The 22,478-nt window shown below is 72.0% G+C and carries 14 protein-coding genes; 5 read left to right on the forward strand and 9 right to left on the reverse strand.

Features of this window, described 5'->3' with window-relative positions; all coding sequences use genetic code 11:
* Positions 1-63 precede the first annotated feature (63 nt).
* From AC5LSR_RS07665 to AC5LSR_RS07675, 3 genes are all read left to right on the forward strand, one after another.
* The gene (locus AC5LSR_RS07665) at positions 64-1,050 is read left to right on the forward strand and encodes an ABC transporter permease (protein ID WP_250281748.1); all 987 of its coding nucleotides are present in this window, start codon (positions 64-66) and stop codon (positions 1,048-1,050) included.
* The gene (locus AC5LSR_RS07670; protein WP_250281750.1) at positions 1,026-2,033 is read left to right on the forward strand and encodes an ABC transporter permease; all 1,008 of its coding nucleotides are present in this window, start codon (positions 1,026-1,028) and stop codon (positions 2,031-2,033) included. Before AC5LSR_RS07665 ends, AC5LSR_RS07670 begins: the two co-directional genes overlap by 25 nt.
* 74 nt (positions 2,034-2,107) lie before the next feature.
* Positions 2,108-3,118, forward strand: a complete 1,011-nt coding sequence (locus AC5LSR_RS07675) for a glutathione S-transferase C-terminal domain-containing protein (protein WP_250281752.1) — start codon at positions 2,108-2,110, stop codon at positions 3,116-3,118.
* Positions 3,119-3,372: 254 nt separating this feature from the next.
* Here the strand turns inward: AC5LSR_RS07675 and AC5LSR_RS07680 are convergent, their stop codons facing one another.
* The 5 genes from AC5LSR_RS07680 to AC5LSR_RS07700 form a co-directional block, all read right to left on the reverse strand.
* Positions 3,373-8,826, reverse strand: coding sequence for an ATP-binding protein (locus AC5LSR_RS07680; protein WP_250281755.1), 5,454 nt, complete (start codon positions 8,824-8,826; stop codon positions 3,373-3,375).
* Positions 8,823-10,475, reverse strand: a complete 1,653-nt coding sequence (gene mads7 / locus AC5LSR_RS07685; protein ID WP_250281757.1) for a methylation-associated defense system protein MAD7 — start codon at positions 10,473-10,475, stop codon at positions 8,823-8,825. The genes AC5LSR_RS07680 and mads7 overlap by 4 nt, the downstream gene beginning before the upstream one ends.
* Positions 10,472-14,530: a protein kinase domain-containing protein gene (locus AC5LSR_RS07690; protein WP_250290888.1), complete on the reverse strand. Its 4,059-nt coding sequence runs from the start codon at positions 14,528-14,530 to the stop codon at positions 10,472-10,474. Before AC5LSR_RS07690 ends, mads7 begins: the two co-directional genes overlap by 4 nt.
* 277 nt (positions 14,531-14,807) lie before the next feature.
* Positions 14,808-15,233: a type II toxin-antitoxin system VapC family toxin gene (locus tag AC5LSR_RS07695; protein WP_250281760.1), complete on the reverse strand. Its 426-nt coding sequence runs from the start codon at positions 15,231-15,233 to the stop codon at positions 14,808-14,810.
* Positions 15,221-15,409, reverse strand: a complete 189-nt coding sequence (locus tag AC5LSR_RS07700) for a hypothetical protein (protein ID WP_250290886.1) — start codon at positions 15,407-15,409, stop codon at positions 15,221-15,223. Before AC5LSR_RS07700 ends, AC5LSR_RS07695 begins: the two co-directional genes overlap by 13 nt.
* Before the next feature lie 285 nt (positions 15,410-15,694).
* Here AC5LSR_RS07700 and AC5LSR_RS07705 point away from each other — a divergent pair, with 285 nt between their 5' ends.
* Both AC5LSR_RS07705 and AC5LSR_RS07710 read left to right on the forward strand, forming a co-directional pair.
* Complete coding sequence (locus AC5LSR_RS07705) at positions 15,695-15,976, forward strand: hypothetical protein (RefSeq protein ID WP_250290884.1); 282 nt, start codon at positions 15,695-15,697, stop codon at positions 15,974-15,976.
* 4 nt (positions 15,977-15,980) lie between these two features.
* Positions 15,981-16,409, forward strand: a complete 429-nt coding sequence (locus AC5LSR_RS07710) for a type II toxin-antitoxin system VapC family toxin (protein WP_250285729.1) — start codon at positions 15,981-15,983, stop codon at positions 16,407-16,409.
* Between the two features lie 176 nt (positions 16,410-16,585).
* Here the strand turns inward: AC5LSR_RS07710 and AC5LSR_RS07715 are convergent, their stop codons facing one another.
* From AC5LSR_RS07715 to hppD, 4 genes are all read right to left on the reverse strand, one after another.
* Positions 16,586-18,163, reverse strand: a complete 1,578-nt coding sequence (locus AC5LSR_RS07715) for an AAA family ATPase (RefSeq protein ID WP_250285728.1) — start codon at positions 18,161-18,163, stop codon at positions 16,586-16,588.
* A 271-nt stretch (positions 18,164-18,434) separates the two neighbouring features.
* Complete coding sequence (gene fahA / locus AC5LSR_RS07720) at positions 18,435-19,721, reverse strand: fumarylacetoacetase (protein ID WP_493468294.1); 1,287 nt, start codon at positions 19,719-19,721, stop codon at positions 18,435-18,437.
* A 15-nt stretch (positions 19,722-19,736) separates the two neighbouring features.
* Positions 19,737-21,026, reverse strand: coding sequence for a homogentisate 1,2-dioxygenase (locus tag AC5LSR_RS07725; RefSeq protein ID WP_250290880.1), 1,290 nt, complete (start codon positions 21,024-21,026; stop codon positions 19,737-19,739).
* A gap of 92 nt (positions 21,027-21,118) precedes the next feature.
* The gene (hppD, locus tag AC5LSR_RS07730; RefSeq protein ID WP_250285725.1) at positions 21,119-22,351 is read right to left on the reverse strand and encodes a 4-hydroxyphenylpyruvate dioxygenase; all 1,233 of its coding nucleotides are present in this window, start codon (positions 22,349-22,351) and stop codon (positions 21,119-21,121) included.
* Between the last annotated feature and the right edge of the window lie 127 nt (positions 22,352-22,478).

Raw genomic sequence — 22,478 nt, forward strand, 5'->3', positions numbered from 1 at the left:
CAAAACTGTTCAGGATGGCACGGATCAGAACGCGACAGAGCATGAACAGGAGAGACGCGGAAGATGACGGTACGTCACCTGCTGCTGCGGCTGCTGCATGCGGTGGTCACCGTGTGGGCGACGTTCACGCTCTCCTTCGCCCTGCTCTACCTGCTGCCCGGAGATCCGGTCGCCATCATGCTCAGCGGCCAGGGCGGTGTCGCCAACACCACCCCCGAGCAGGTGCGCCAGCTGCGGGCCGCCTACGGCTTCGAGCGCCCGCTGCCGGAGCAGTACGCCGACCGGCTGTGGGCCGCCCTCCACGGCGACCTGGGCCGGTCGGTGGGCAGCGGCGACACCGTCGTCCACATCTTTGCCACCGCGCTGCCGCAGACCCTGGCCCTCGCGGGGGTGGGTCTGGCGCTGGCCGTGCTGCTCGGGGTGGGCACAGCGCTGGCCGCGGTTGCCACCCGGTCGCGGCGGCTGTCGCGGCTGCTGCTGTCGGCGCCCTCGCTGGGGGTTTCGTTCCCGCAGTTCGTGGTGGGCCTGGTGCTGCTGGAAGTGGTCTCCTTCCGCTGGAAGCTGCTGCCCGCCTTCGGGCACACCGGCGGCAGCGGGCTGGTGCTGCCCGCGATCACCCTGGCCATCCCGACGGCCTCGGTGATCACGCAGGTCTTCGCCCGCGGCCTGGCCGACGTCCTGCTGTCGCCCTACGTCGCCACCGCCCGGGCCAAGGGGGCCGGGCGGGCCAGGGTGCTGCTGCTGCACGCCACCCGCAACGCGGCGCTGCCGCTGCTGTCCCTACTGGGGCTGATCATCGGCAGTCTGCTGGCCGGCTCGGTGGTGGTGGAGACGGTGTTCTCCCGCGACGGTTTCGGCCGCATCACCGCGGCCGCGGTCGAGGCGCAGGACATCCCGGTGGTGCAGGGCGCGGTGGTCGTCAGCGCCCTGGTCTTCGCCGCCGTCAGCCTTGCCGTCGACCTGGTGACGCCACTGCTCGACCCGCGCCTGGCCGAGCGGCCCGCAACGGGAAGGGGCAGCCGCGGATGGCTGAGACCACGGTCGGCCTGAACCCCCCCGACACCGCCCGTGACGCCACCCACAATGCTGCCCATGGGACTCCCCGTGGAACCTCTCATGGAAGCGTCGGTGATGCCGCGCACGGCGCCGTCCGCGGTACGGCCCACAGCGACACCCCTTTCCCCGTGGCGCCGCGGGCGTCGCTGTGGGCGGCTTCGCGCGCGGTGCTGCGGGGCGCGTGGCGCAGCCCGGGGCTCACGCTGGCGGTGCTGGTGCTGGCGCTCGTCCTGGCCTGGGCGTTCGTGCCCACGGTGTTCTGCGCGCACGCGCCGCTGGCCACCACGCCCGACCGCGCGCTGCTCCCGCCGAGCGGCGCGGCCTGGTTCGGCACCGACTACCTCGGCCGGGACGTCTGGTCACGGGTAGTACATGCTTCATCGCTTTCACTGCGCGCCCCGGTGATCGCGGTCGGGCTCGCACTGGCCGGCGGGGTCACGATCGGCCTGGTCGCGGGCAGCCTACGCGGCTGGGTCGACGCCCTGCTGATGCGGATGGTCGACACGGTGCTGGCCGTTCCGGCGATCATTCTGTCGCTGACCGTGGTCACCGCGCTGGGTCCCGGCACCGCGCACGCGGCGATCGCCGTGGGCCTGGCGGGCATCGCGGGCTTCTCCCGGATCGTGCGCGCCCAGGTGCTCAGGGCCCGGCAGGAGCCGTATGTGGAGGCCGCGTCCGCCGCGGGTGTGCGGGGCCCCGTGGTGCTGCTGACCCATGTGCTGCCGCACGTGTGCGGCCCGGTGCTGGCGCTGGCGGCACTCGAGCTGGGCACCGCGGTGCTCGCGGTGTCCGCGCTGAGCTTCCTCGGTCTCGGGGCGCAGCCACCCACGCCGGAGTGGGGCGCGATGGTCTCCGAGGGTCGTGACTACCTCGGCACCGCCTGGTGGCTGACCGTGCTGCCCGGCCTGACCATCGCCGCCGTCACCGTGGCGGTCAACCGGATCGCCCGCGCCCTCTCCCCCGGTGGCCGGCCGTGAGCCCCCGTCCGGAGCCCCGATCTTCGTCAGCCCCGTTCCTCGTCCCGTCCGTCCGACACCTTTACGGAGTACCCATGACTCAGGTGCAGTTCACCGGGCAGCTCCCGGCCGTGGTCGACACCGCCTGCGCGCCCGAGATCGAGTCCTGCGACCAGCTCCCGGCAACCCCGGCCCGCGACGTGGAGCGGCTGCGCGGGCGGATCACCGCCGACGGCTCCAGCGGCTACCGCGCCGAACCCGGCCGCTACCACGTCTACGTCTCCTGGGGCTGCTCGTGGTCGTCGCGCGCCGCGGTCGTCCGCGCGCTCAAGGGCCTCCAGAACGTGGTCTCGCTGTCGTACGTCGACGACTCCACCGACGAGCGCGGCTGGATCTTCGGCGGCCGCTCCGGGCCCGACCCGGTCAACGGCTTCTCCCGGCTGCGGGAGGCGTACGAGGCGACGGTGCCGGGCTGGCTGGGCCGCGCCTCCGTGCCCGCGCTGTGGGACCGGGAACACGGCAGGATCATCAGCAACGAGTCGGGCACGATCAGCCTCGACCTCAGCACACAGTTCGACGCCTGGGCCGACCCGGACGTCGACCTCTACCCGTGGGCGCTGCGCTGGCGGATCGACGCCTTCAACACCTGGCTGCACCAGGACGTCAACAACGCCCTGCACCGGGTCGGGCACGCGGCGGACCCGGTCGAGCACGCTCGGATCCTGCGGGTGCTCTTCGAACGCTTCGACACCCTGGAGGAGCGGCTGCGCACCCGGCGCTACCTGTTCGGGCCGATCATCACCGAGCCCGACGTGCGGCTGTGGCTGTCGCTGGCCCGGCTGGACGTCGCCTACCCCGGGCTGCTGGCCACCAACATCGCCCGCCCGGAGGGCTTCCCCGCGCTGTGGGCCTATGCCCGCGACCTGTACGCGCTGCCCGCTTTCAGGGACGCGACGGACTTCGCCGTGATCCGCCGGAACTTCGCCGACAACTTCGACCAGCTGCACCCGGAGCGGGTCGTCCCCCGCACGTCCCTGACCAGCTGGACGACGGCGGAATGGGACACCCCGCACGGACGGGAAGAGGTGGGTGCCGTCCGACCCTGAAACGATCACGCATTATCGGCCGGCGGCGTCCGGGCGTCTGCCGAACGCACTTTCTTCCGCCGCAACAATGCCACAGGAAATTCCTGCGAAGAAAGACCGCTCACCGACCGGCCCGCCAGTGACTCTCCAGCGCACGGCGCGAACGTGACGCGAGGAAAAGCACGCGGCAGACCGGGAAGCCGCGGGCGCGGCGGGCGGAGCCACGGGCGAGCGATGATCCAGGGGAACTGGTCGGATGCGGCCGGTCGGCGTCCCTACTGGCTGTCCGGACGAAGCATGCGGGTTCGGCGGGCGGATGCCATGTCGGGTGTCTGGACGTAGGCGTTGCCGACCGGAAGCTGCTCGATCTCCTCCGTGAGGTCACGGCCCGCCCTGACCCGGACGAAGCCAGCCGCCTTACGCGACTGCGGATAGTTGATCCGATATATCATCTTTGTCCCCGCGTTGGCCAGCACGTCCGGATGAAAGTCGTCGATGCCCTGGCTGGAGACGACGACCGCCACACCGAACTTTCGGCCCTCCTTCATCAGCTTGGGGAGGGTCGCGTCCTTCGCCAGGCGGTGCGCCTCGTCAAGCACGATGGCAAGCCGCAACTGCCCGGTCTGCCCCCAGGAGAACATGTCCTTGTAGACCTTGCGGAGCAGGAACGCGCCGGCGGCGACCTGCGCCTGCTCCACCTCGGCGAAGCCGTGCAGGTCGACGACGAGCCCACTCCTGATCAGGTCCTGGATGCTCAGCCCGGTGTCGTCCGTGAACAGGCCGTACTCCAGCAGCGGCCGGCAGCGGGCGAGCACGTTCGCCACCCCGCGTTCCTTCTCCAGCCGCGCGATCCTGTCCCGGACCGCCTCCAGCGTCGGAACACCCCGCGGCGGGGTGAGAGCACCATGGCCATGCGCCTCGTAACCGCCCACCAGCGCCTGGTAGACGACGTCCCGCTGGATGTCACCAAGCCCGCACACATAGGCGAAGATCTCCGAGACGGACAGCGCGTTCATCTTGTAGGCGTGCCGGCCGGCGTCCGCCGCCAGCTCGAACGGTGAGAAGGGCAGGCCTGCCGCGGCGTCCCGCACATGCAGGGATTCCGGCCGCCGCGGGTCGTTCCCGAACTGGCCGTGGAAATCGATCACCAGTGCGGGCAGGCCCTGCTCCACCGCGCCCTGAAGCAACCGGATCGTCGTCTCCGACTTGCCCTGTCCCGGGATACCGAGAATGAACAGGTGGGGGCTGCCGGTCGTGCTCGCCTCCCAGACGATGTCCTCCTCCGGAGGCAGCGTGCGGCCCACCAGCACCCGCACGGCCCGCGGGTATGTGAGCTCCCGGGCCGGCGGTTCATCCGACGGGCTCGGCGGCGTCGTCGGCTGCGCTTCGGCCGGAGCCGTCCTCGGCGGCGTCGGCGGCGACTCGGCCGGAGGCTGCGACGGGGCATCTGCCGAGGTGCCCGCAGGCTCAGGGGGACGTCCACCGGCTTCGCCACCGTCCGCGCCGACGGCGGCGGACGACGGGAGCGTGCCGACGGCTGGCGAGACGTCCGTGTCCGTGTCGGCATGGACGCTCGTGCCGGGCCCGTCCGGGTCCGGGTCCGCGGCACCCGACACCACGATCGGGTCGAACGCGCGCGGCGGCGGGATGTAGGCGGGGCGGCGGGTGTCGGCGTCCTCGTCCGCCTGGAGGTTTCTGGCCGTGATGGTGCGGATGCGGGTGCCGCTGACCTCGAAGTCGGCTGTTCCGTCCTCGTGCAGGACCACGATGTAGCCGCTGCGCTGGTAGCCGACCGCCAGACCGCTCGTCTCCAGCCGGTCGATGGTCTCCTGGATGCGGCCGAACTCCACCGCCTCCGTGATCAGGCTCCGGCGGGCGGACCGGCGCAGGTAGTAGCGCAGCAGCGCCGCGAACCGGGCCCGCTGGAGCGGGCGGTCGATCCGGACAGGTTCGGTGAAGAACAACCGGTTGATGACATCGATCGTCGCATCCACCTGTCCCGCGATGTCACGGGCGAGATCCTCACTGCCGAGCATGCCGCGCGACTTCACCTCGACGGCCTCTATGCTCACCCGGCGCGTGGTGGGAAAACGGACCAGGAGCAGATCGCACCGCCGGGCCCGCTGGCCGGACTGGCGCCGGGCGCGGGAGCCGAAGAGCTCCGGATGGGCGTCGACGGGGATGATGACCGTGTTCTCGAGCTCACCACGACGGCGCAGGTGCGCCACCACCGCCGCCAGTGCCACCGCCTCCTTCGCCCGGTTGTCGTCACCGGTCGCGGCGAGGATCAGTCGGCCCGACACCAGCAGCAGCTCGTCGATGACCGACGACACGGACTCGCCCGGACGGTAGAAGCCGAGCTCGGTCATCGCGCGCAGGAACATCTTCTCGACGTCCGCCCGGTGCGCGGTCGTGATGGACATCTGGTGGCCGAGCCCGTCGAGGAACTCGGGGGCGTAGTCGAGGATGTAGCGGCGCCCGCCGGCGGTGCGCGTGGCCGGGTCGTCGAAGGCGTCCAGCCCGAGGAAACGGTCCAGGACGATGACCCAGTCGCACCGCTCGTGGGCGATCTCGAGCACGCGCGCGGTGCGGCCGCTGACCTCCATGCGCACCCGGGCGATGGCCGCGGAACGCGGCTCGTCCGGCGTCGACGGCCCGTCCTGGGCCGGCGTGAACCGCGTGGCGGACAGTACCGCCGGCCGGATCGCCCGGCTCGGCAGCAGCACCGTCGCCTCCGGGCCGGGGCCGCTGCCCGGACCAGGGCCATTGCCCGGATCAGAGTCATTACCCGGACCGGGGCCATTGCCCGAAACAGGACCGTTATTCGGATCGGGGCCATTGCCCAGGCCGGGACCATTGTCCGGGCCGGCCGCGGCGCCGGAGGTGACCACCGGGGAGCCGCCGGCCGGCGTCCCGCCCGCGGCTGCGACGAACAGCGACGTGACGGCCTCCGCGAACCGCCGGTGCAGGTCGGTCAGGGGTGTGGAGTCGGCGCCGCGCGCGGGCGGGAAGTCGATTCCGGTCACCCACCCACCGTCCGGGCCGAGGTCGGTGACGGGCCGGGTGATCAGGCCGCGGAACGAGACGCTGCCCGCCGTCACCGTCGGGGTGCCGATGACCAGCTCCGGGTGGCTGACGTCGGTGAGCACCGCCAGATGGGCGTCGTGTGCCGTGTCGATCGCGTCCAGCGGCGCGGTCGAGATCTCCAGTGCCGGGTCGAGGAAGCCACGGCTGCGCCGGGCCCGGTTCTCGGCGAGCTCCTGCTGCAGCTCGCGCAGCCCGGGCAGGGGGCTCGTCTCCGAGGCGCCTTCCCCGAACGTCTCCACCTGGATGTGCGGCGCGAGCCCGCCGTCGGCCTCCGCCGTCGCCGGGTCCCCGGAGGCCTCGGCGGTGACGGCCCGCAGCGCCTCGCCGAGGAACGCCCCGCTGCCCGGGTTGGTCGCGAGAATCCGCAGGCGTTCGGGCTGGTGGTGGGTCTGCCGGTAGAGGCGGATGCGCTCGGCCAGCCGCGCGGCGGGGACCTCGCCCACGCTGACGTCGGAGCTGGGCAGGCCGAGGGCGCCGACGATCTCGCTGATGGCGGTTGCCGGGTCCGGCTCGCCGACCGGCAGGTAGACGCCGTGCAGCAGCCGGAGGTTCTGCGCGAACACATACGGCCGGCCGTCGTCGTCGCTGAGCAGGAACGGCGTGCGCGCCGGGCTGAGCCGGGCGAGCAGATCGATGTCCACCTCGCCAGCCCGCTCCTCCTTGCTGGATACGGAGCGTAGTTGACGGCACCATCCTGTCAGCTCGGCCCAGTACGCGAGATACCACGCCACCCGCAACGGGTGCGTGGGCAGCACGACCAGCGCGTTCACCGGGTGGTCGCGCCGGCCGAGGTCGATCCGCAGGCGGAGCGTGTCGATGGTGGTGAGTGCCCGGGTGTCGGCGGGGCTGGCGTCCCGGCGCAGCGCCCGCCCGTAGGAGGCGGTGTAGCGGCTCGCCAGCGCCGCGAGCTCGTCGGTGAGGTCGGCGACCTCGATGAGCCCGCGGCCGGGCTGCGCCCGCACCGCGTCGAAGAACTCCCGGCGGGCGGCCAGGAACGCCTTGCCCGCGCCGCCGGGCCGCTCGGGGCCGACCGGCACGGCCCGTCCCGCGGAGAACGGCTGGCCGGCCGCGACCACCGCCGCGTACCGGCCGGCGCTGTCCGGCTCGGCCAGGACCCGCTGCCCCAGCTCCCGCAGGGCGACGCTGAGGGCGATCCGGGTGGCGTGGCCACGGCCGAAGCGGAGCTGCAGGTAGGCGAGGTCCGCCTCCTGCCAGCCCTCGCAGGTCTCGCTCTGCGCGTCCACGCCGGCCCGCAGGGCGCGCAGCCGCGCGACCGGGAGCGACAACGCGCTGTCCCGCCGGACGGCCGTGCTCTCCGGCGGCGGTACGTCGTCGAGGGAGAACTCCTGGCTCACCGCCTGCGCGGGCTGGCCGTCCCGCAGGCGGAGCACCTGGTTGTTGCGGTCCAGCGCCTGAACCCGGACGACGACCACCGCCGGGACCCGCTGCGCCTCCTCGGTGTCGACCGCGACCGTCAGCCGGTGGCTGCGCGCGCTGGCCTTCCCGGACGCGCTGGGAAGCTCGACGTCGAAGTCCGTCTCCTCGCCGTAGTACTCCTCCGACGGGATGATCTCGACACGCCAGCGGGCGACGTCCTTCGGCCTGGCCGGCTCGGTCCTCCAGGTGGCCTTGACGAACCCGCCTCTGGTCGAGCAGGTGGGCAGCGCGCTGTCGGGCCCGGCGCGCAGCCCCGTCCCGGCCGGGACGATGCCGTCCTGGTTCGCGAACGGCTCGACGTGCAGGGCGACGAGGTCGCTGTCCGCGGGCAGGTCCAGGGGCCACCGGTCGAACGTGAGGCCGCGGTTCCCGGGGGCGGCGAGGTCGTGCAGCCAGGTGCGCTCGGACATGCGTGGCACCGCGGCCACGAACCGTTCGATGGCCTGGTAGTGCTCGTCGTCCTGGCGCAACGGGCAGCTGCGCAGCCTCTCGCGGGCGTCCTCCTGCGATCGCGCGGGCTTGACCAGCGCGGTCACGCAGGTGGCGTTGGCCTCGAGCCGGGAGACGAACGACGCGCCGCCATGGTCCGGGATCAGGCCGACGAGGTGCAGGTGCGTACCCGCCGTGAGCTCGGCGTTGTACAGGGCGTTGGCGGTACCGCCGCCGGCCGGGTCGTTCGCGGCGGCGCTCACGGCGAGCAGGTACTCGGCGCGCGCCTGCCTCGAGTGGTTGAAGGCGTTGCGGCGCACGGTCTGCTGGACCTGGTCGCACAGCTCCCGCAGCGAGCGGTCCAGGCGGTGGTGGGTGTCCCGGGCGATCCTGACGAACAGATGGTCGATGTCGATCGACTCGAACGAGTTCTCCAGGCTGCTGGCCGCCGGGGTGTCGGCACCGGACGGCACGAGCAGCAGGAGCGCGGCCGACTTGCGGTTGCGCAGCTCGATCGCGCGTTCGGGACGGATGACCGTGTCGTCCGCGTGGCCGGTCGTACCCAGGACGGCGATCTGCGCCGCACCGGCCGAGGAGCCGCGTCCCGTTGCGGGCACCTGTGCCAGCGCCTGCGCGGCCTTCTCCCGGACGGCATGGCAGTCGGCCTCCCGCAGGTGGTCGAGCCGCAGGCAGCGGCCGGGCGGGGCGCCGCGCAGGAAGTCGGCCACCAGCTGCTCGGCGACCCTGGTGGCGAGGGCGGTGCTCAGGCTGGTCATCGCCGCGCTCCGGCTCCGGCAAGAGGATTGATCACATACTGGGCGTTGAAGTCGTCGGAAAGATCGGCGAAGAAGCCCATCTGGCGCAGCCGGCCGGTGAACGCGACAAGATTGGCGTTGGCCACGGCGCGTGACGACGCGTCGGCGCGGGCGGCCGGCGGCCGGTCGACGAGCAGGCCCCAGCGGGACTCCAGCGTGACGAGCAGGTCGGCCAGGCGCATCCGGGGCAGCGCCTCTCCCCGGTCGGGATCCACCAGGGTGCTCAGCAGCAGCGTGGTGAGCAGCTCGTCGGTCATCGCGTACCGCCAGGCCCGCCGGCCCCGCAGGTTGCCGCGCAGCAGCCCGGCCTGTTTGCGCATCCCCCCGGTGTTCCAGAACCACTGCCCGGCGGCTTTGATCGCCTGCTTCGTCTGCGACTGGCGGATCGCGGCGACGACCTGGTCGAGCTGTGACCCGCCCGGCGCGGCCCGCTCGAGCTCGGCGCGCGCGTCCTCGTCCGAGCACCTGGTGACGTTCCTCGTCTCCTCGATGATCCGCTCGAGCTCCAGGCCGGCCCGCCACTCCACGTACTGGTCGTGGCGCAGATCCATGAGCGCGGTCAGCCAGTCGGGCCCACGCCTGTCCTGCACGTAGGGCCGGAGCTTCGCCTCGTTGCCCGCGTACCGGTCCAGGGTCTTCAGCAGCAGCATGTCGTCGAGGTAGGCGGGCAGCCGCTCCAGGTCCCGGTCGACGCACTCGCCGGCCAGCCGGTCCGAGTCGCCGCCGGTCTGCCGGGTGAAGTCGACGTAGATCTCGGTCCGCGCGGGCCTGCGGTCGACGCCGAGGTCGGCCGGCCTGGCCCGGCCCCGGCACAGGTCGTTGACCAGCGTGAACAGGCGCAGCGTCGTGGTGAACAGGCCGATGTTCACCAGCGCCGCCAGGTGCCGCGCCAGCGCGATGGTGGGCAGCCGGTGCCGGTAGACGGCAAGGAAGTCCAACAGCTGATCACCGAGCGCGATCATCACTCCCGGCATGACGGGATCCCAGTCGAGCGCCTGCCGGGCCGACAGCAGCCTGCCGGGCGTGAAACCCTCCAGGTAGTAGAGGCTGAGCAGCACGTTGGCGTCCAGGTCGGCCGTTGCCCCGTCGAACCGCGGGACCGCGCTGTCGGAGATCGACACGCCGCGCCCGAACGCCTCCAGGAACAGCGACCTGAGCTCGCCCGCCGGGTTCGGGCTGCCGCGGCGGGCGAGCGCGTCCGTCAGCAGGCGGTAGACGACCAGATGCACCTTGCGGTGCCGGGCACCCTCCGCCGGCAGCCCGGCCCGGTAGGCGCCGATATGGCTGGGCTGGACAGCGGCCAGCTGCACGTCACGGTGGCCGCGGCCGCTGTGGCCGAGCCGGACCACACTCGTGTTCACCCACTGCTCGAGCACCGCCTGCCCGTGCTCGTCGCCGAAACCGCGCAGGGCGGGATGGCCGGCGAGGGCCTCGATGTACCCGCCCGGCTCGGTGGGGCGCGCGTCCGAGCGGCTCAGCCGCCGGCCGTTGGTGACCACCATCTCGAACAGCACGGGCAGGAACCGGTCGACGTCGAAGTCGTTCAGCTCGACCCCGGTGAGCCGTTCGAAGGAGTACGACCGGAGGTCCTTCGGCGGGACGAGTGTCATCGGTCGGCTCCCAGCAGCTCGATCGTCGTGCCGGTCACCGCGATGGCGTTGCGCCGGCCGTCAGGCTCGATGACGATCACTCTGGACGCCGGCTGCAGCGTGAGGCCCGACCGGAACAGGCCGAGCTCCTCCAGCAGCGGCGTCACCTCGGGGTTGGTCGGCAGGTAGCCGGCGGCGGCCCGCATGAGCAGCTCGAACAGGTCGAGGTCGACGGTCATGCCGGCCTGCCCGGCGACGTGCCGCAGCACGAACACGTCGGCTGCCGTCTCGACGAACCGGTCGTCGACCGAGGCGACCTCGACCGCGAACTCGTCGAGAGCGAGGACCTTGACGACAGCCCCGCCGTCCTCCGCCGGTTCACCGACGGAGACCGCGACGCCCTCCCCGTCGTAGCCGACAGGCCCGATGCAGCGCGACAGGCCGCGCAGCAGCATCCGGACGATCCTGTCGCCCGCTGTGCCGCTCTCCTGGCCGGCGGCCACAGCACCACCAGGGTGGCCGGCGGCCAACAGCGCGCGGAACTCCTCGAAGTAGCGGTAGGGGCTCAGGTACCCGGCGCCGGCCACCTCGGCGTCCGGCGCGGTGAAGTAGAGCCGGCGCTTCGCGCGGGCCATGTCCGTGCCGGTGCGCGCGTCCGGGGCCAGCGCCCGCTCCAGGCGGGCGGTGGCGACCGTGGCCGGGTCGAGTTCCCGCCACTCGTCGAGCAGCCGGTCCCGCCCGCCCGAGGCGTCGAACGCGAGCGAGCTGAAGTGCCGCTCGGGGGTCGCCGGGTTCCCCGGCCCGTCGCCGATCTCCTGGTGGACGTCGGCACAGCCGAGGTCGGCGGTCACCAGGTAGGCGAGCGTCGAACGCAGGTCACGGATGGTGGGGCGGCGGCCGCGGCGCAGATGGGAGGTGAGCACCAGGCGGTGCAGACGCTCCTGGGCCCGCGGCACGCCGAGCTCACGGGCGTTGCGGACGATGGGGCAACGCTGTTCGGCGACGCACGAGGCGCACTCGGCCCACATGTCGCCGGCGACCAGCGCCTCCAGCAGCCGCACCGTCAGCGAGCCGGCCGCCGCGCCGACCGACGCCATCGACCGGCCCTTGAGGTCGACCCGCAGGATCCCCGCGCTGTCGGTGCCGCCGCCGTCGATCCCGTCGGTCCCGTCGGTCCCGCCGCCGTCCGCGAGCGCCTTCGCGATCCGCGGATAACGCGACGCCTCGCGTTCCAGGAAGTCGAGGAGCCGGCCGTCGTTGGCGGCGACGAGCGCGGTGTAGCCGCCCGCCGGGCCGCCGTCGCCCAGCGGGTCGAGCACCCGGCGCAGCAGCTCGTCCGCTGACATGCCCTCGTGGGACTCGCTGGCGTCGTAGACGGAGGCGTACTCGTGGCCGGCGAGGGCCATCCGCCAGCCGGCCGCGTCGCTGGCGAGCACCCGCGCGCCCCGGCCGCGCAGGAACTCGCCGAGACGCTCGAGGAAGGCGGTCTTGCCGTCACCCGGGTTCCCGCTGAAGACCACCAGCTGCGGGCGGCCGTCGACGACGCGCGGGACGAGCCGCTCGTCCAGCCTGGTCGGGACGTACGTCCGCACGGCGAACTCGGAGTCGAGGCCCCGGTTGCCGCGGTTGCCCAGCCCGCTGTTGCGGAAGAGCTGCCGGATCTCGTCCACGGCCGGATTGACGACCTGGCTCCGCTCCGGCCGCTCTTCTCGCGGCAGCCCGCGCCGCGCCCGGCTGCCGGGCTGTTCTCGCTCCCGCCCGGCCTCTCGTTCCAGCCCGGCCTCTCGTTCCCGCCCGGCCGATGGCGGTGCGACCGGTGGTAACGAGACCGCCGGTGGTGAGACCCGCGGTAACGAGGCCGGTGGAGGCGCGAGCGCGGACGCGACGGCGTCGCGGAACGCCGCGGCCGACGAGAAGCGCTGGTCGGGCTCGGGGTCGCAGGCACGCAGGATGACGTCGAACACAGCGGCGTCCACGCCGGCACCGCCCCCGGCCCCGATCTGCGTGCCGGTGGGCCGGACGAGCTGCCGCTTGTCCGGGAACTGCCCGTCCACCAGGTACGGGAGCCGGCCCGTCAGCGCTTCGAAGCACACGACGGCGAGGGAGTAGAGGTCCGCCGCCGGCGACCAGGACAGGCCGGCGGCGATCTCGGGAGCCTGGTACGGCAGGGTGCCGACGATGCTGCGGTCCGCGTCGCTGGTCGCCACCCCGAAGTCGATCAGCGTGGCCCGGTCGTCCGCGTCCACGATGATGTTGTTCGGGGAGATGTCGCGGTGCAGGACCTCCCGGCGGTGGGCGTACTCGAGGGCGTCCAGCATGTCGGCGAGGATCTTCTGGCAGGCGGCGAGGTTGCCGCGCAGGGTCAGGCCGAGCTCGGACACCGTCCGGCCGTCGACGTACTCGGCGATGAGCGCCGGCCCGAACGGCTCGAGCAGATAACCGGACACGCTCACGATCCGGTCGTGCTTGAGCTTCTGCAGCAGGGTCAGCTCGCTGCGCAGGTGGTCCAGGGTCCCCGCCGATTTCATGATCTTGAGCGTGTGCCAGATCTCGAACCGCCGGTCCTTCATGAGCCAGGTGGTCGCGGTGGCGCCGTCCCCGAGGCCGCGGACCAGCTCGTACTTGTTGTTGTCGATCCGCACGCCGGGCGCCGGCCGCACCGCGCGTCTGCGCTCCTCGCGCAGGTGCGCGAGGAGCAGGTCGGCGACCTGCCGGGCCTCCGGCCGGGCACCGGGATCCTGCGCCAGGCAGGCGGACAGCACGTCACGGACCCGGCCCGGCAGCGACGGCGGGACGTCGGGGACGAGCGGCGGGTCGGACTGGCGCAGCTCCCACCAGGCGAGCAGGCACAGCGCCAGGGAGTAGACGTCGGACGGGTAGCCCGCGGCGTGCACGGTGAGCCGGCACTCCGGGGCACGGTACGGCCGGCCGAGCTCGTCGATCTCGTCGGCGTCGAAGACGGTCCCCGAATTCGCGATCTTGGCGATCAGCAGGTCCGAGAAGGTCACCTTGTTGGCCTTGTCGGGCAGCCAGATCCGGCTCGGGTGCAGCGCGCGGTGCGCGATGCCTTCGGCGTGCATGTCGGCGAGCCCGGCATAGGCGTCCGCGGCAACCTCGGCGAACGCGGAGGGCGAAGGGCGTTCACCGGCGGCGATCCGGCGTCGGATCGTCCGCTGGGACGGCATGGGCGGGTGCATCGGCACCACCCACATCTGGTCGTCGTCGACGCCGAAGTAGGGGTCGACCGCGAGAACCCGGCCCAGCGGCGCGAGCCGCCGCATGGCGTGGTACTCCCGCAGGATCAGTCGGTCGCCCTCGGTCTGCTCCGCCTCGGACAGGCCCTGGCGCTGATAGGTCAGCAGAATCCGGACCGCACCGTCGCGGTGCCTGCCCACGTACCTGGGGCCGCGCGGTGTCGGCTCGATGTCTCCGACGATCTGGTAACTGCCCAGCTGCGCCGGCCGTAGCGGCCTTTCCGGGAGGCCCTCGACCAAGGCCAGAACGCGGTCGCGGACAGGCCCGAGATCCATGCGCGCGGCGGTCGACCGGTCGAGCTCGACAAGCCTCCGCTCGCACCCGGCCAGCCGGACCACGCGGTCGGCGGCGCGTGGGTCCGCCACGTCGAATCTGACGTCGGGCGAGGACAGCACGACGAGGTACTCGACGATGTGCGGCCGCCGGTCCTGGTGGCCGGCTCCGGCTCCGGCCCCGGCCCCGGCTCCGGCCCTGCGCGCCAGCGTCCGACGGTGCTGGCGCAGCAGCCGGTCGATGTTGCCCGCCAGGACACGCGCGACACCGTTCGCCTGGTTGATCGGGCTTCCCAGCTCGTGGTGGGTCCGCCTGTCGTACCAGCGCTCCTCGGTGCCGAGCAGCTCACCGTGCCAGGACTTCTCCTCGATGACCGTCACGCTGTTCGGGCCGACGACGATGAAGTCGGAGTCGCGCGTGTTCGTCCCGCCGACGAGCTGACGGCCGCACACGACCGTCCATCCGTCGTCGAGGTGGTCGCGCAGGTAGACGGCGGTCGCCTGCTCCCCCGGCCCGCCCCATGGGCCGTGACGAACGATCCTCGCCATCAGCGTCCGCCCCCGCTTTCCGTGAACCCTGCCGCGCGCCCTGCCGCCCCGCGCCCGGCCACCGATGATCATCCCTGGAGCATGCCACCCAACGCCAGCGCGGGAGCGGCCGACCAGGCCGCGTGGCGAGGTTTCCAGAGATCACCGCTCGTCGCACCGGTGAGGGCACGTACCGTCCCATCCCGTCGGAGACTACGACAGACGGCTGGAAGCCTCTCCGTTGACCTGGCGTCTACCGGGATATCCGCCTACGCGCTGTGAGCCGGTCGGAATTCCGTCACCGGCGGGTGGCTACCAGGCGGGTGGCTACCAGGCGGGTGGCGACGTCGGGCAGCTCGTCGAAACGGGCAGGTTTGTCAGTGGTGACCAGTACCCGCTGCGTGGCACGCGCCGTCGCCGCGATGATGAGATCAGGAGCTCCGCGGGGCGCGCCGGTACGGCGTACATGGGCCAGGAGCTGCGCGTGATGCCGGGCGACGTCCGGGGTGTAGTCCTCGACCGGAGTCACGGAGAGCACGTCGGTGAGGAACGCCTGTTGCGCGGCGCGAGTGGCCTCATCCGAGGCCAGCAGCACCCCGACGGTGTATTCGGCGAGCGCGAGGGCCGGTAGGACGACGTCGTCCCCGTCACTCATGACCGCAAGATCTAACAGGCCACCGGCACCGGCGACCAGCACACCGGTGTCCAGGATCAGTCGTGCCACGGGTCGGTGTCCCACTCAGCGGAAGAAGCCTCCCGGGCAGCCGCGACATCGGCCCCGAACCCGTCGTCGACACCCGCGCGAGCACCCCAGCGGTGGAAGACCTCCCGCAACGCCTCACCGTTGCCCTGCGGCGCGGGCATGATCACAGCGACGCACCGGCCGCTACGGGTGACCACGATCGTCTCACCGTGTTCAGCGTCGTCGAGAAACGCGCTGAAGTATCCGGGACGCCTCGGAAGCCGTCATCACCCGCATGAGATTCACAGTAGCTGATTCAGATCCTCTGATATTCCCTCTGGCCCGGCAGCGGCTGAAACCGCGGACAGACGTCACGTGACCGGGTGTCCGATCGTCGGATATCCGGAACACCCTCACAGCACGCCCACGGCATCTCCTCTCGCGGGCGGCTTGGGGCGGCTGGACGGTATATCTTCTGGTACCAGCCGTGTACCATCATCATTATGGCTGTGAACCTTCGTCTCCGTCCCGAGGCCGAGGCCGCGCTACGCGCCGAGGCGGACCGGTCCGGCCGTTCGCAGCAGGAGATCCTTCGCGAGGCTGTCGACCGGCACCTCAGGACGCTCGCCGCTGGCGGACCGGCATCGCTCGGCACCCGGGAGCCACTGCTCACCGCGGGGATCGTTCTTCCACCACGCACGCCGTATCGTCGCGTCACGCCCACGCTCACCCTGCCCGAAGGCACGACCAGCCTCGACCTGCTCGACCGCGACGACCGGCTGTAGAAGCGTGCGTATCTACCTGGACAGCAGCGCGATCCTCAAACGACTGGTTGCCGAAGCGGACTCGTCGGCCCTGGTCGCGGCGGTCGACAGACATCATGCGGACGGCGATCTGCTGGTGTCGTCATCGCTGGCGTGGATCGAGGTGACCCGTGCGCTACGTGCCCGGTTCGGCGCCGACGCGGCGTCCGCGACCGTCCACGCGGACGCCGCCCTGTCCGGAATAGCCGAGCATCCGCTGTCACCCGAGGTGGTGAGCCTGGCACGACGGGTCGGGCCACCGGTACTCCGGTCACTGGACGCCATCCACCTGGCCTCGGCGCTCCTCCTGGACGCCGACCAGATGCTGACCTACGACGACCGGCTCGCGATGGCCTGCACCCAGTCCGGCCTCGTCGTCACCACCCCGGGCCGCTATCCCGAGCTGCCTGGCTAATTTGATCTTAGCTGGTGTTTTCGTAGCTCATGACCAAAATCGATCTTCCGGAAGTGCACGGCCTAAGTCCGGGGCGCCCACCTGGTGAGGCCGAAGACGCGGTCTCAAAAGGTCAGTGCACCGCGTGTGAATGCCGCGCGATCTGTTCTCGTCAGCGCTTCTTGGGCGGGCCTTCGTCACGCTCGTAGGACGGTGATGGCGCGGCCGGCGGGGCTGGTGACGGTGTCGATGTGGGTGCGTTTGTGGACGGGCGGAGCGTCGGGGCGGCGGTCGAAGATGACGATGGTGCCGGTGGGGAGGTTGAGGCGGTCAAGGTAGCTGTCGAGTTGGGTGAGGGCGCGGCGGAGGGGGTCGGTGTCGCCGGGATGGCGGACCTTGAGTTCGATGGCTTCGCGTTGCCAGTGGCGTTTGCCGTCCGATGCCGTGTAGGGCCAGCGGATGTGCAGGTCGATGCGGCCACGGCCGACACCGTATTCGCGGGTGACATGGCCGTCGCCATTGACGACGCGTTGGAGGAAGGCCATGAAGACCAGCTGGGGGGCGACTTCGTGGTAGACGATGCCGCGGACGAGGACGTCGGCGTGTTCGGTCCAGAAGTCGGCGAACTCGCGGAGGAGGAGGCCGAAGTCGAGGGTTCCGTCGGAGCGGACGAAGGCGCGGGGGTCGGCGAGGACCTGGGCTTCGCTGTTGGCGGTCAGGACGCGGGCGATGACTTCGTGGTAGATGGGGTTGGCGACGCGGACGGGGAGTTTCGGGGTGATCAGGCCGAGGTCGCGGGTGTAGCTGAGGTCGTCGTCGTAGGGGTCGAGTTCGGGCAGGGTACCGGCGAGGACGGGTTCGAGGACGCGGCGGACCCGGTGTTCGGCGAGTTTCGCGGCCAGCGAGTCCAGATGCGTCGCCCGCGCCAGGATCAGCCGTTCCTTGGCCTGCTCCACATGACCAACAGTGATCGATTCGGAGGTGGGGACGGCGATCTTTTCGACGATTTCACGGGCCAGCGCGTTGACCAGCCACGGCTGGCCAGCGGTCAGCTCCACCGCCCGATCCACCGCGTCCGGAGTAAACACCTGGCCGGTGTCCGCGGTGTGCTGGGCGTAGAGTGCGGCGACCTCGTCCGGGGTGAAGTCCCCCAGCCGCAACGACTCCAACTTGATGTTGAACGGGCTGGACGTCCCCAAACGAGACGAGTCACCGCCGGAGGCTGCTTTATAGTCGCGGACGTCGCGCAGGCCGCACAGCACGACTGAGGCGGGAAAACGGTTGGGGCGGCCGCGGTAGCCGTCGCGGAGCTGGCTGAGGACGCTGATCAACGTCTGGCCCTGGAGCGCGTCGATCTCGTCGAGAAACAGCACCAGGGGGCGTGGGCAGGCCTGCGCCCAGGCCCGAAACGCTTCGACGATGAGGGTACCTTCCGACGCCTGTGGCCACGGCGGTGGGCGCAGGTCCGCTGGCAGCATGTCCTCGGCGTCGGCCCGGATCCGGTCGAGAACGGCACGGGCCGCCGCGCCGTAGTCGTCGCCGGTAGCCCGGCCGGTCTCACAGGAGAACAGCAGCGCCGCGTACCGGCCGGCAGCGGTCAGCTCGTCGGCGAGCGCCTGCAACGTCGTGGTCTTGCCCGTCTGCCGGGGGGCGTGCACGACGAAGTAGCCCTCCTGGTCGATGAGGCCAGGTGCCTCCGGCAGCCGCGACACCGCCGGGATCATGTAGTCGATCCCGGGCCGGCACGGGCCGGCGGTGTTGAACCGGCGGCTCATCGATCGTCACTCTCCATGGGACTGGCGCACGGGGGCATGTTCCGTTCACCACCCTACGCAGCCGCCGAACACTGATCGACGATCTACCACGTCGAGACACCAGCACGCCTTCGCCGACAGCGGTCAGCGCTGGCGGGTCCCGCGCTGGCGCGATGCGCGGTCAGCCGTCGATGTTGTGCCGTCCCTGGATCGCCGGATCATGACAATGAGGGAGCAAGTGGCTGCCATGGCAGCCACTTTCGTACTCATTCCCCCTGATCGACGGCTTCGGTCAGGGGGGCAGGATACGGGCGCGGACCTCGCCGAGGCCGATGACGGTTGCGTGCGGGCCGGGGGCCGTGGCGGTGATGACGATCTCGTCGCCGTCCTTGAGGAAGGTGCGGGCCGAGCCGTCGGGGAGGGCCAGGGGCTGGGTCCCGTTCCAGGTGAGCTCGACGAGTGACCCGTACTGCGCGCGGGTGGGGCCGCTGACCGTGCCGGAGGCGAGCAGGTCACCGGTGCGCAGCGGCGCGCCGCCCGCCGTCAGGTGGGCGAGCTGCTGGGCCAGCGTCCAGTACATGCCGGCGAACGGCGGCCGGGAGACCGGGTGCCCGTTGAGGGAGATCGCGAGCTCGATGTCGAAGCCCCCCGGCGGCGCGCCGGTGTCGTCGAGATAGGGCAGTGGACGCGGGTCGCGCGGCGGGGCGGGCACCCGGGCGTGCCGCAGCGCGTCGAGCGGCACGACCCACGCGGAGACGGAGGTGGCGAACGCCTTGCCGAGGAACGGGCCGAGCGGGACGTACTCCCAGGCCTGGATGTCGCGGGCGGACCAGTCGTTGACCAGGCAGGCGCCGAAGACGTGCCGCTCCGCCGCCGCCAGCGGCACGGGGCGCCCAGGCCGCGAGGGGGTGCCGACGACGAAGCCGACCTCGGCCTCGAGGTCCAGCCGCGCCGTCGGCGCGAACGTGATCTCGCCGTCCGGGGCGCGCAGCTGCCCGCGCGGGCGCACGACCGGCGTCCCGGAGACGACGACCGTGCCGGAGCGTCCGTGGTAGCCGATCGGCAGGTGCTTCCAGTTGGGGGTGAGGGGGTCGCCGTCCGGGCGCAGGATGCGGCCCAGGTTGGTGGCGTGCTGTTCGCTGGCGTAGAAGTCGACGTAGTCGGCGACCGTGAACGGCAGGCGCGGGGTCGCCGTCGCGGCCGGTAGCAGCAGCGGCTCGACGGCGCGCCGGTACCGTCCGTCCACGAGCCAACGCCGCACCTGGGAGCGGACCTGTGACCACACGGTGGGGCCGGCGGCCAGCAGCCGGTCGAGGCTGCCCGCGGTGAACAGCCCGGCGTGCTCCGGCAGGAGCGCGTCGGCGGCGGCGGTCAGGTCCAGGATGTGCTCGCCGATCGCGACGCCGACGCGCGCGCCCGGCGCGTCCGGTGTGGTGAAACTGCCGTAGGGCAGCGTGTGTATCCCGAAGGGATCGCCGTGCTCCACCCCGAGCCAGGACGCGGCGGCGTCGAGCGGCCCGGCCGGCGGCGGGGTGCCCGGCGTCATCAGCGGTCCGGCGTCATCAGGGTCCGGCGTCATCAGGGTCCGGCGTCATCAGCTGTCCCCGTTCGCCCAGGTCCAGGCGTAGCGGCCGTCATCGCAGGCGAGGGCGCCCTCGCCGAGCTCGAGCGGACGGAAGGTGTCGACCATGACCGCGAGCTCGTCGACGAACTCCACCCCGAGCGAGCGCTCCACCGCGCCCGGCTGCGGGCCGTGCGTGTGCCCGCCCGGGTGCAGGCTGACCGAGCCCGGCCCGATGCCGGAGCCCCTGCGCGCCGCGTAGTCCCCGCCGCAGTAGAACATCACCTCGTCGGAGTCGACGTTGGAGTGGTAGTAGGGCACCGGCACGGCCAGCGGGTGGTAGTCGACCTTGCGGGGGACGAAGTTGCAGATCACGACGTTGCGGCCGGCGAGGATCTGGTGGACGGGCGGCGGCTGGTGCACCCGTCCGGTGACCGGCTCGAAGTCGGCGATGTTGAACGTGTAGGGGTACAGGCAGCCGTCCCAGCCCACCACGTCGAACGGATGGCTGGGGCAGCGGTAGCGGGTCCCGGCGACGCCGCCGTTGGCGCCGCGCGAGCCGCGGTGCTTGACGAGCACCTCCACGTCGGTTCCGGTCACCAGCAGCGGGCCGGCGGGCGGGCGCAGGTCCCGCTCGCAGTACGGCGCGTGCTCCAGGAACTGCCCGTGCCGGGACAGGTAGCGCGGCGGCGGGGCGAGAGGGGAGTCCGCCTCGATGACGTACACGCGCAGCGGCGCGGCCGGGTCCGGGATCCAGCGGTGGATGACGCCCCGGGGCAGGATCACGTAGTCGCCCTGACGGGCGCCAAGCGTGCCGAAGACCGTCTCCACGGTTGCCGCGCCGGCTTCGACGTACACGCACTCGTCGCCGATGGCGTTGCGGTACAGCGGGCTGGCCGCGCCCGCGACGGCGTAGCAGATGCGTACGTCGGCGTTGCCGAGGACCAGCCGCCGTCCCGTGACCACGTCGACGTCCCCAGGCTGTTTACCGGGCGGTGTCCCGGGCTGCGTGCCGGGCGGTGTGCCGGGCTGCGTCCCAGGCGGTGTGCCGGGCGGCGTGCCGGGCGGTGTGCCGTTGAACAGCGCCGGCAGCCGGAAGTGCCGGGGCAGCAGCGGGATGTTCGGGTGGGTGGTCAGGTCCGCGGGCGTCCAGGGCGCCGCGTCGGCGATCGCGGCGGGCACGCCGGTGTGGTACAGCAGCGCGTGCTCCCCGGCGAAGCCCTCCGCGCCCAGCAGCTCCTCGCGGTAGAGGCCCCCGTCGGGGCCGCGGTGCTGGGTGTGCCGTTTGGGCGGAACGTCGCCCACGGCCCGGTAGTGGGGCATGGCATGTCCTTCCCACCCGACGGCCCTGGCGGCCCGGCGGCTCCGGCGTGCCCGGTGCCGCCGGCGTCCTGGGCCCGCGGATGTCCCCGGCGTCAGAGGTTGCCGCGTCTGGCCTGCTCACGCTCGATGGCCTCGAACAGCGCCCGGAAGTTGCCGACGCCGAAGCCGAGCGCCCCGTGCCGCTCGATGAACTCGAAGAACACCGTCGGCCGGTCGCCGACCGGCCTGGTGAAGATCTGCAACAGGTAGCCGTCCTCGTCGCGGTCGACCAGGATGCCGCGGGTGCGCAGCTCCTCGACGGGGACCCGCACCTCGCCGACGCGGGCGCGCAGCCCGGGGTCGCGGTAGTAGGCGTCCGGGGTGTCGAGGAACTCCACGCCCCGGGCCCGCAGGACATCCACGGTGGTGACGATGTCGCTGGTGGCCAGCGCCAGGTGCTGGACGCCGGGACCGTCGTAGAAGTCGAGGTACTCGTCGATCTGGGAGCGCCGTGCGCTGATCGCCGGCTCGTTGAGGGGGAGTTTCACCCGGTGGTTACCGTTGGTGACAACCTTGCTCATCAGGGCCGAGTACCGGGTGGCGACGTCCCCGCCGACGAACTCGGCCATGGTGGTGAAGCCCATCACCCGGTTGTAGAAGGCGACCCACTCGTCCAGCCGGCCCAGCTCCACGTTGCCCACCACGTGGTCGAGCGCCTGGAACAGCCGGCCGGCTCCGCCCACCGGCCGCGCCCGGCCGGGCGTACCGCCGGTACGGCCGGTACGGCTGACACGGCTGACGTAGCCGGGCAGGTAGGGGCCGGTGTACCGGCTGCGGTCGACGAGGCTGTGCCGGGTCTCGCCATAGGTGGCGAGGGCCGCGAGGCGGACGGTGCCGTGCTCGTCACGCAGGTCGTGGGGCTCCTCGACGACCGCCGCCCCCCGCACGCGGGCGTGGGCGACGCAGCGGTCGACGTCGGGGACATCCAGGGCGATATCGATCACCCCTTCCCCGTGCCGGCGGTGGTGGCGCAGCAGCGGGGACGCCGGGTCGACCCCGCCTTTGAGGACGAACCGGACCGCTCCGGAGCACATCACGTACGCCTTGTGGTCACGGTTGCCGGTCTCGGGCCCGCTGTAGGCGACCAGTTCCATACCGAACACGGCCTGGTAGAACAGCGCGGACTGGGTGGCGTTGCCGACCGACCACACAACGGCGTCCCAGCCCGCGACCGGGAAGGGGTCCGCGGCCGTGTCGTGCTCCACCAGCCCGACGAGGCGGCGTATCTGGTCGAGGCCGGGTTCCGCCGGCCGCCGCCGGCTGGTGGAGATCTCGCTGCCGCTCATGACCGATCCTCCGTATCCTCCGTGGAGTTGAGGACGGCTTCCTGCCGGACAGTAAGCACACCGCACGAACAAATACCGCGCAACTCCTCTGCCCGGCCTGCCGGGAGGACGCTCCGTGAGGGCCGAT

It is taken from the genome of Protofrankia sp. CiP1_Cm_nod4, from assembly GCF_982290645.1.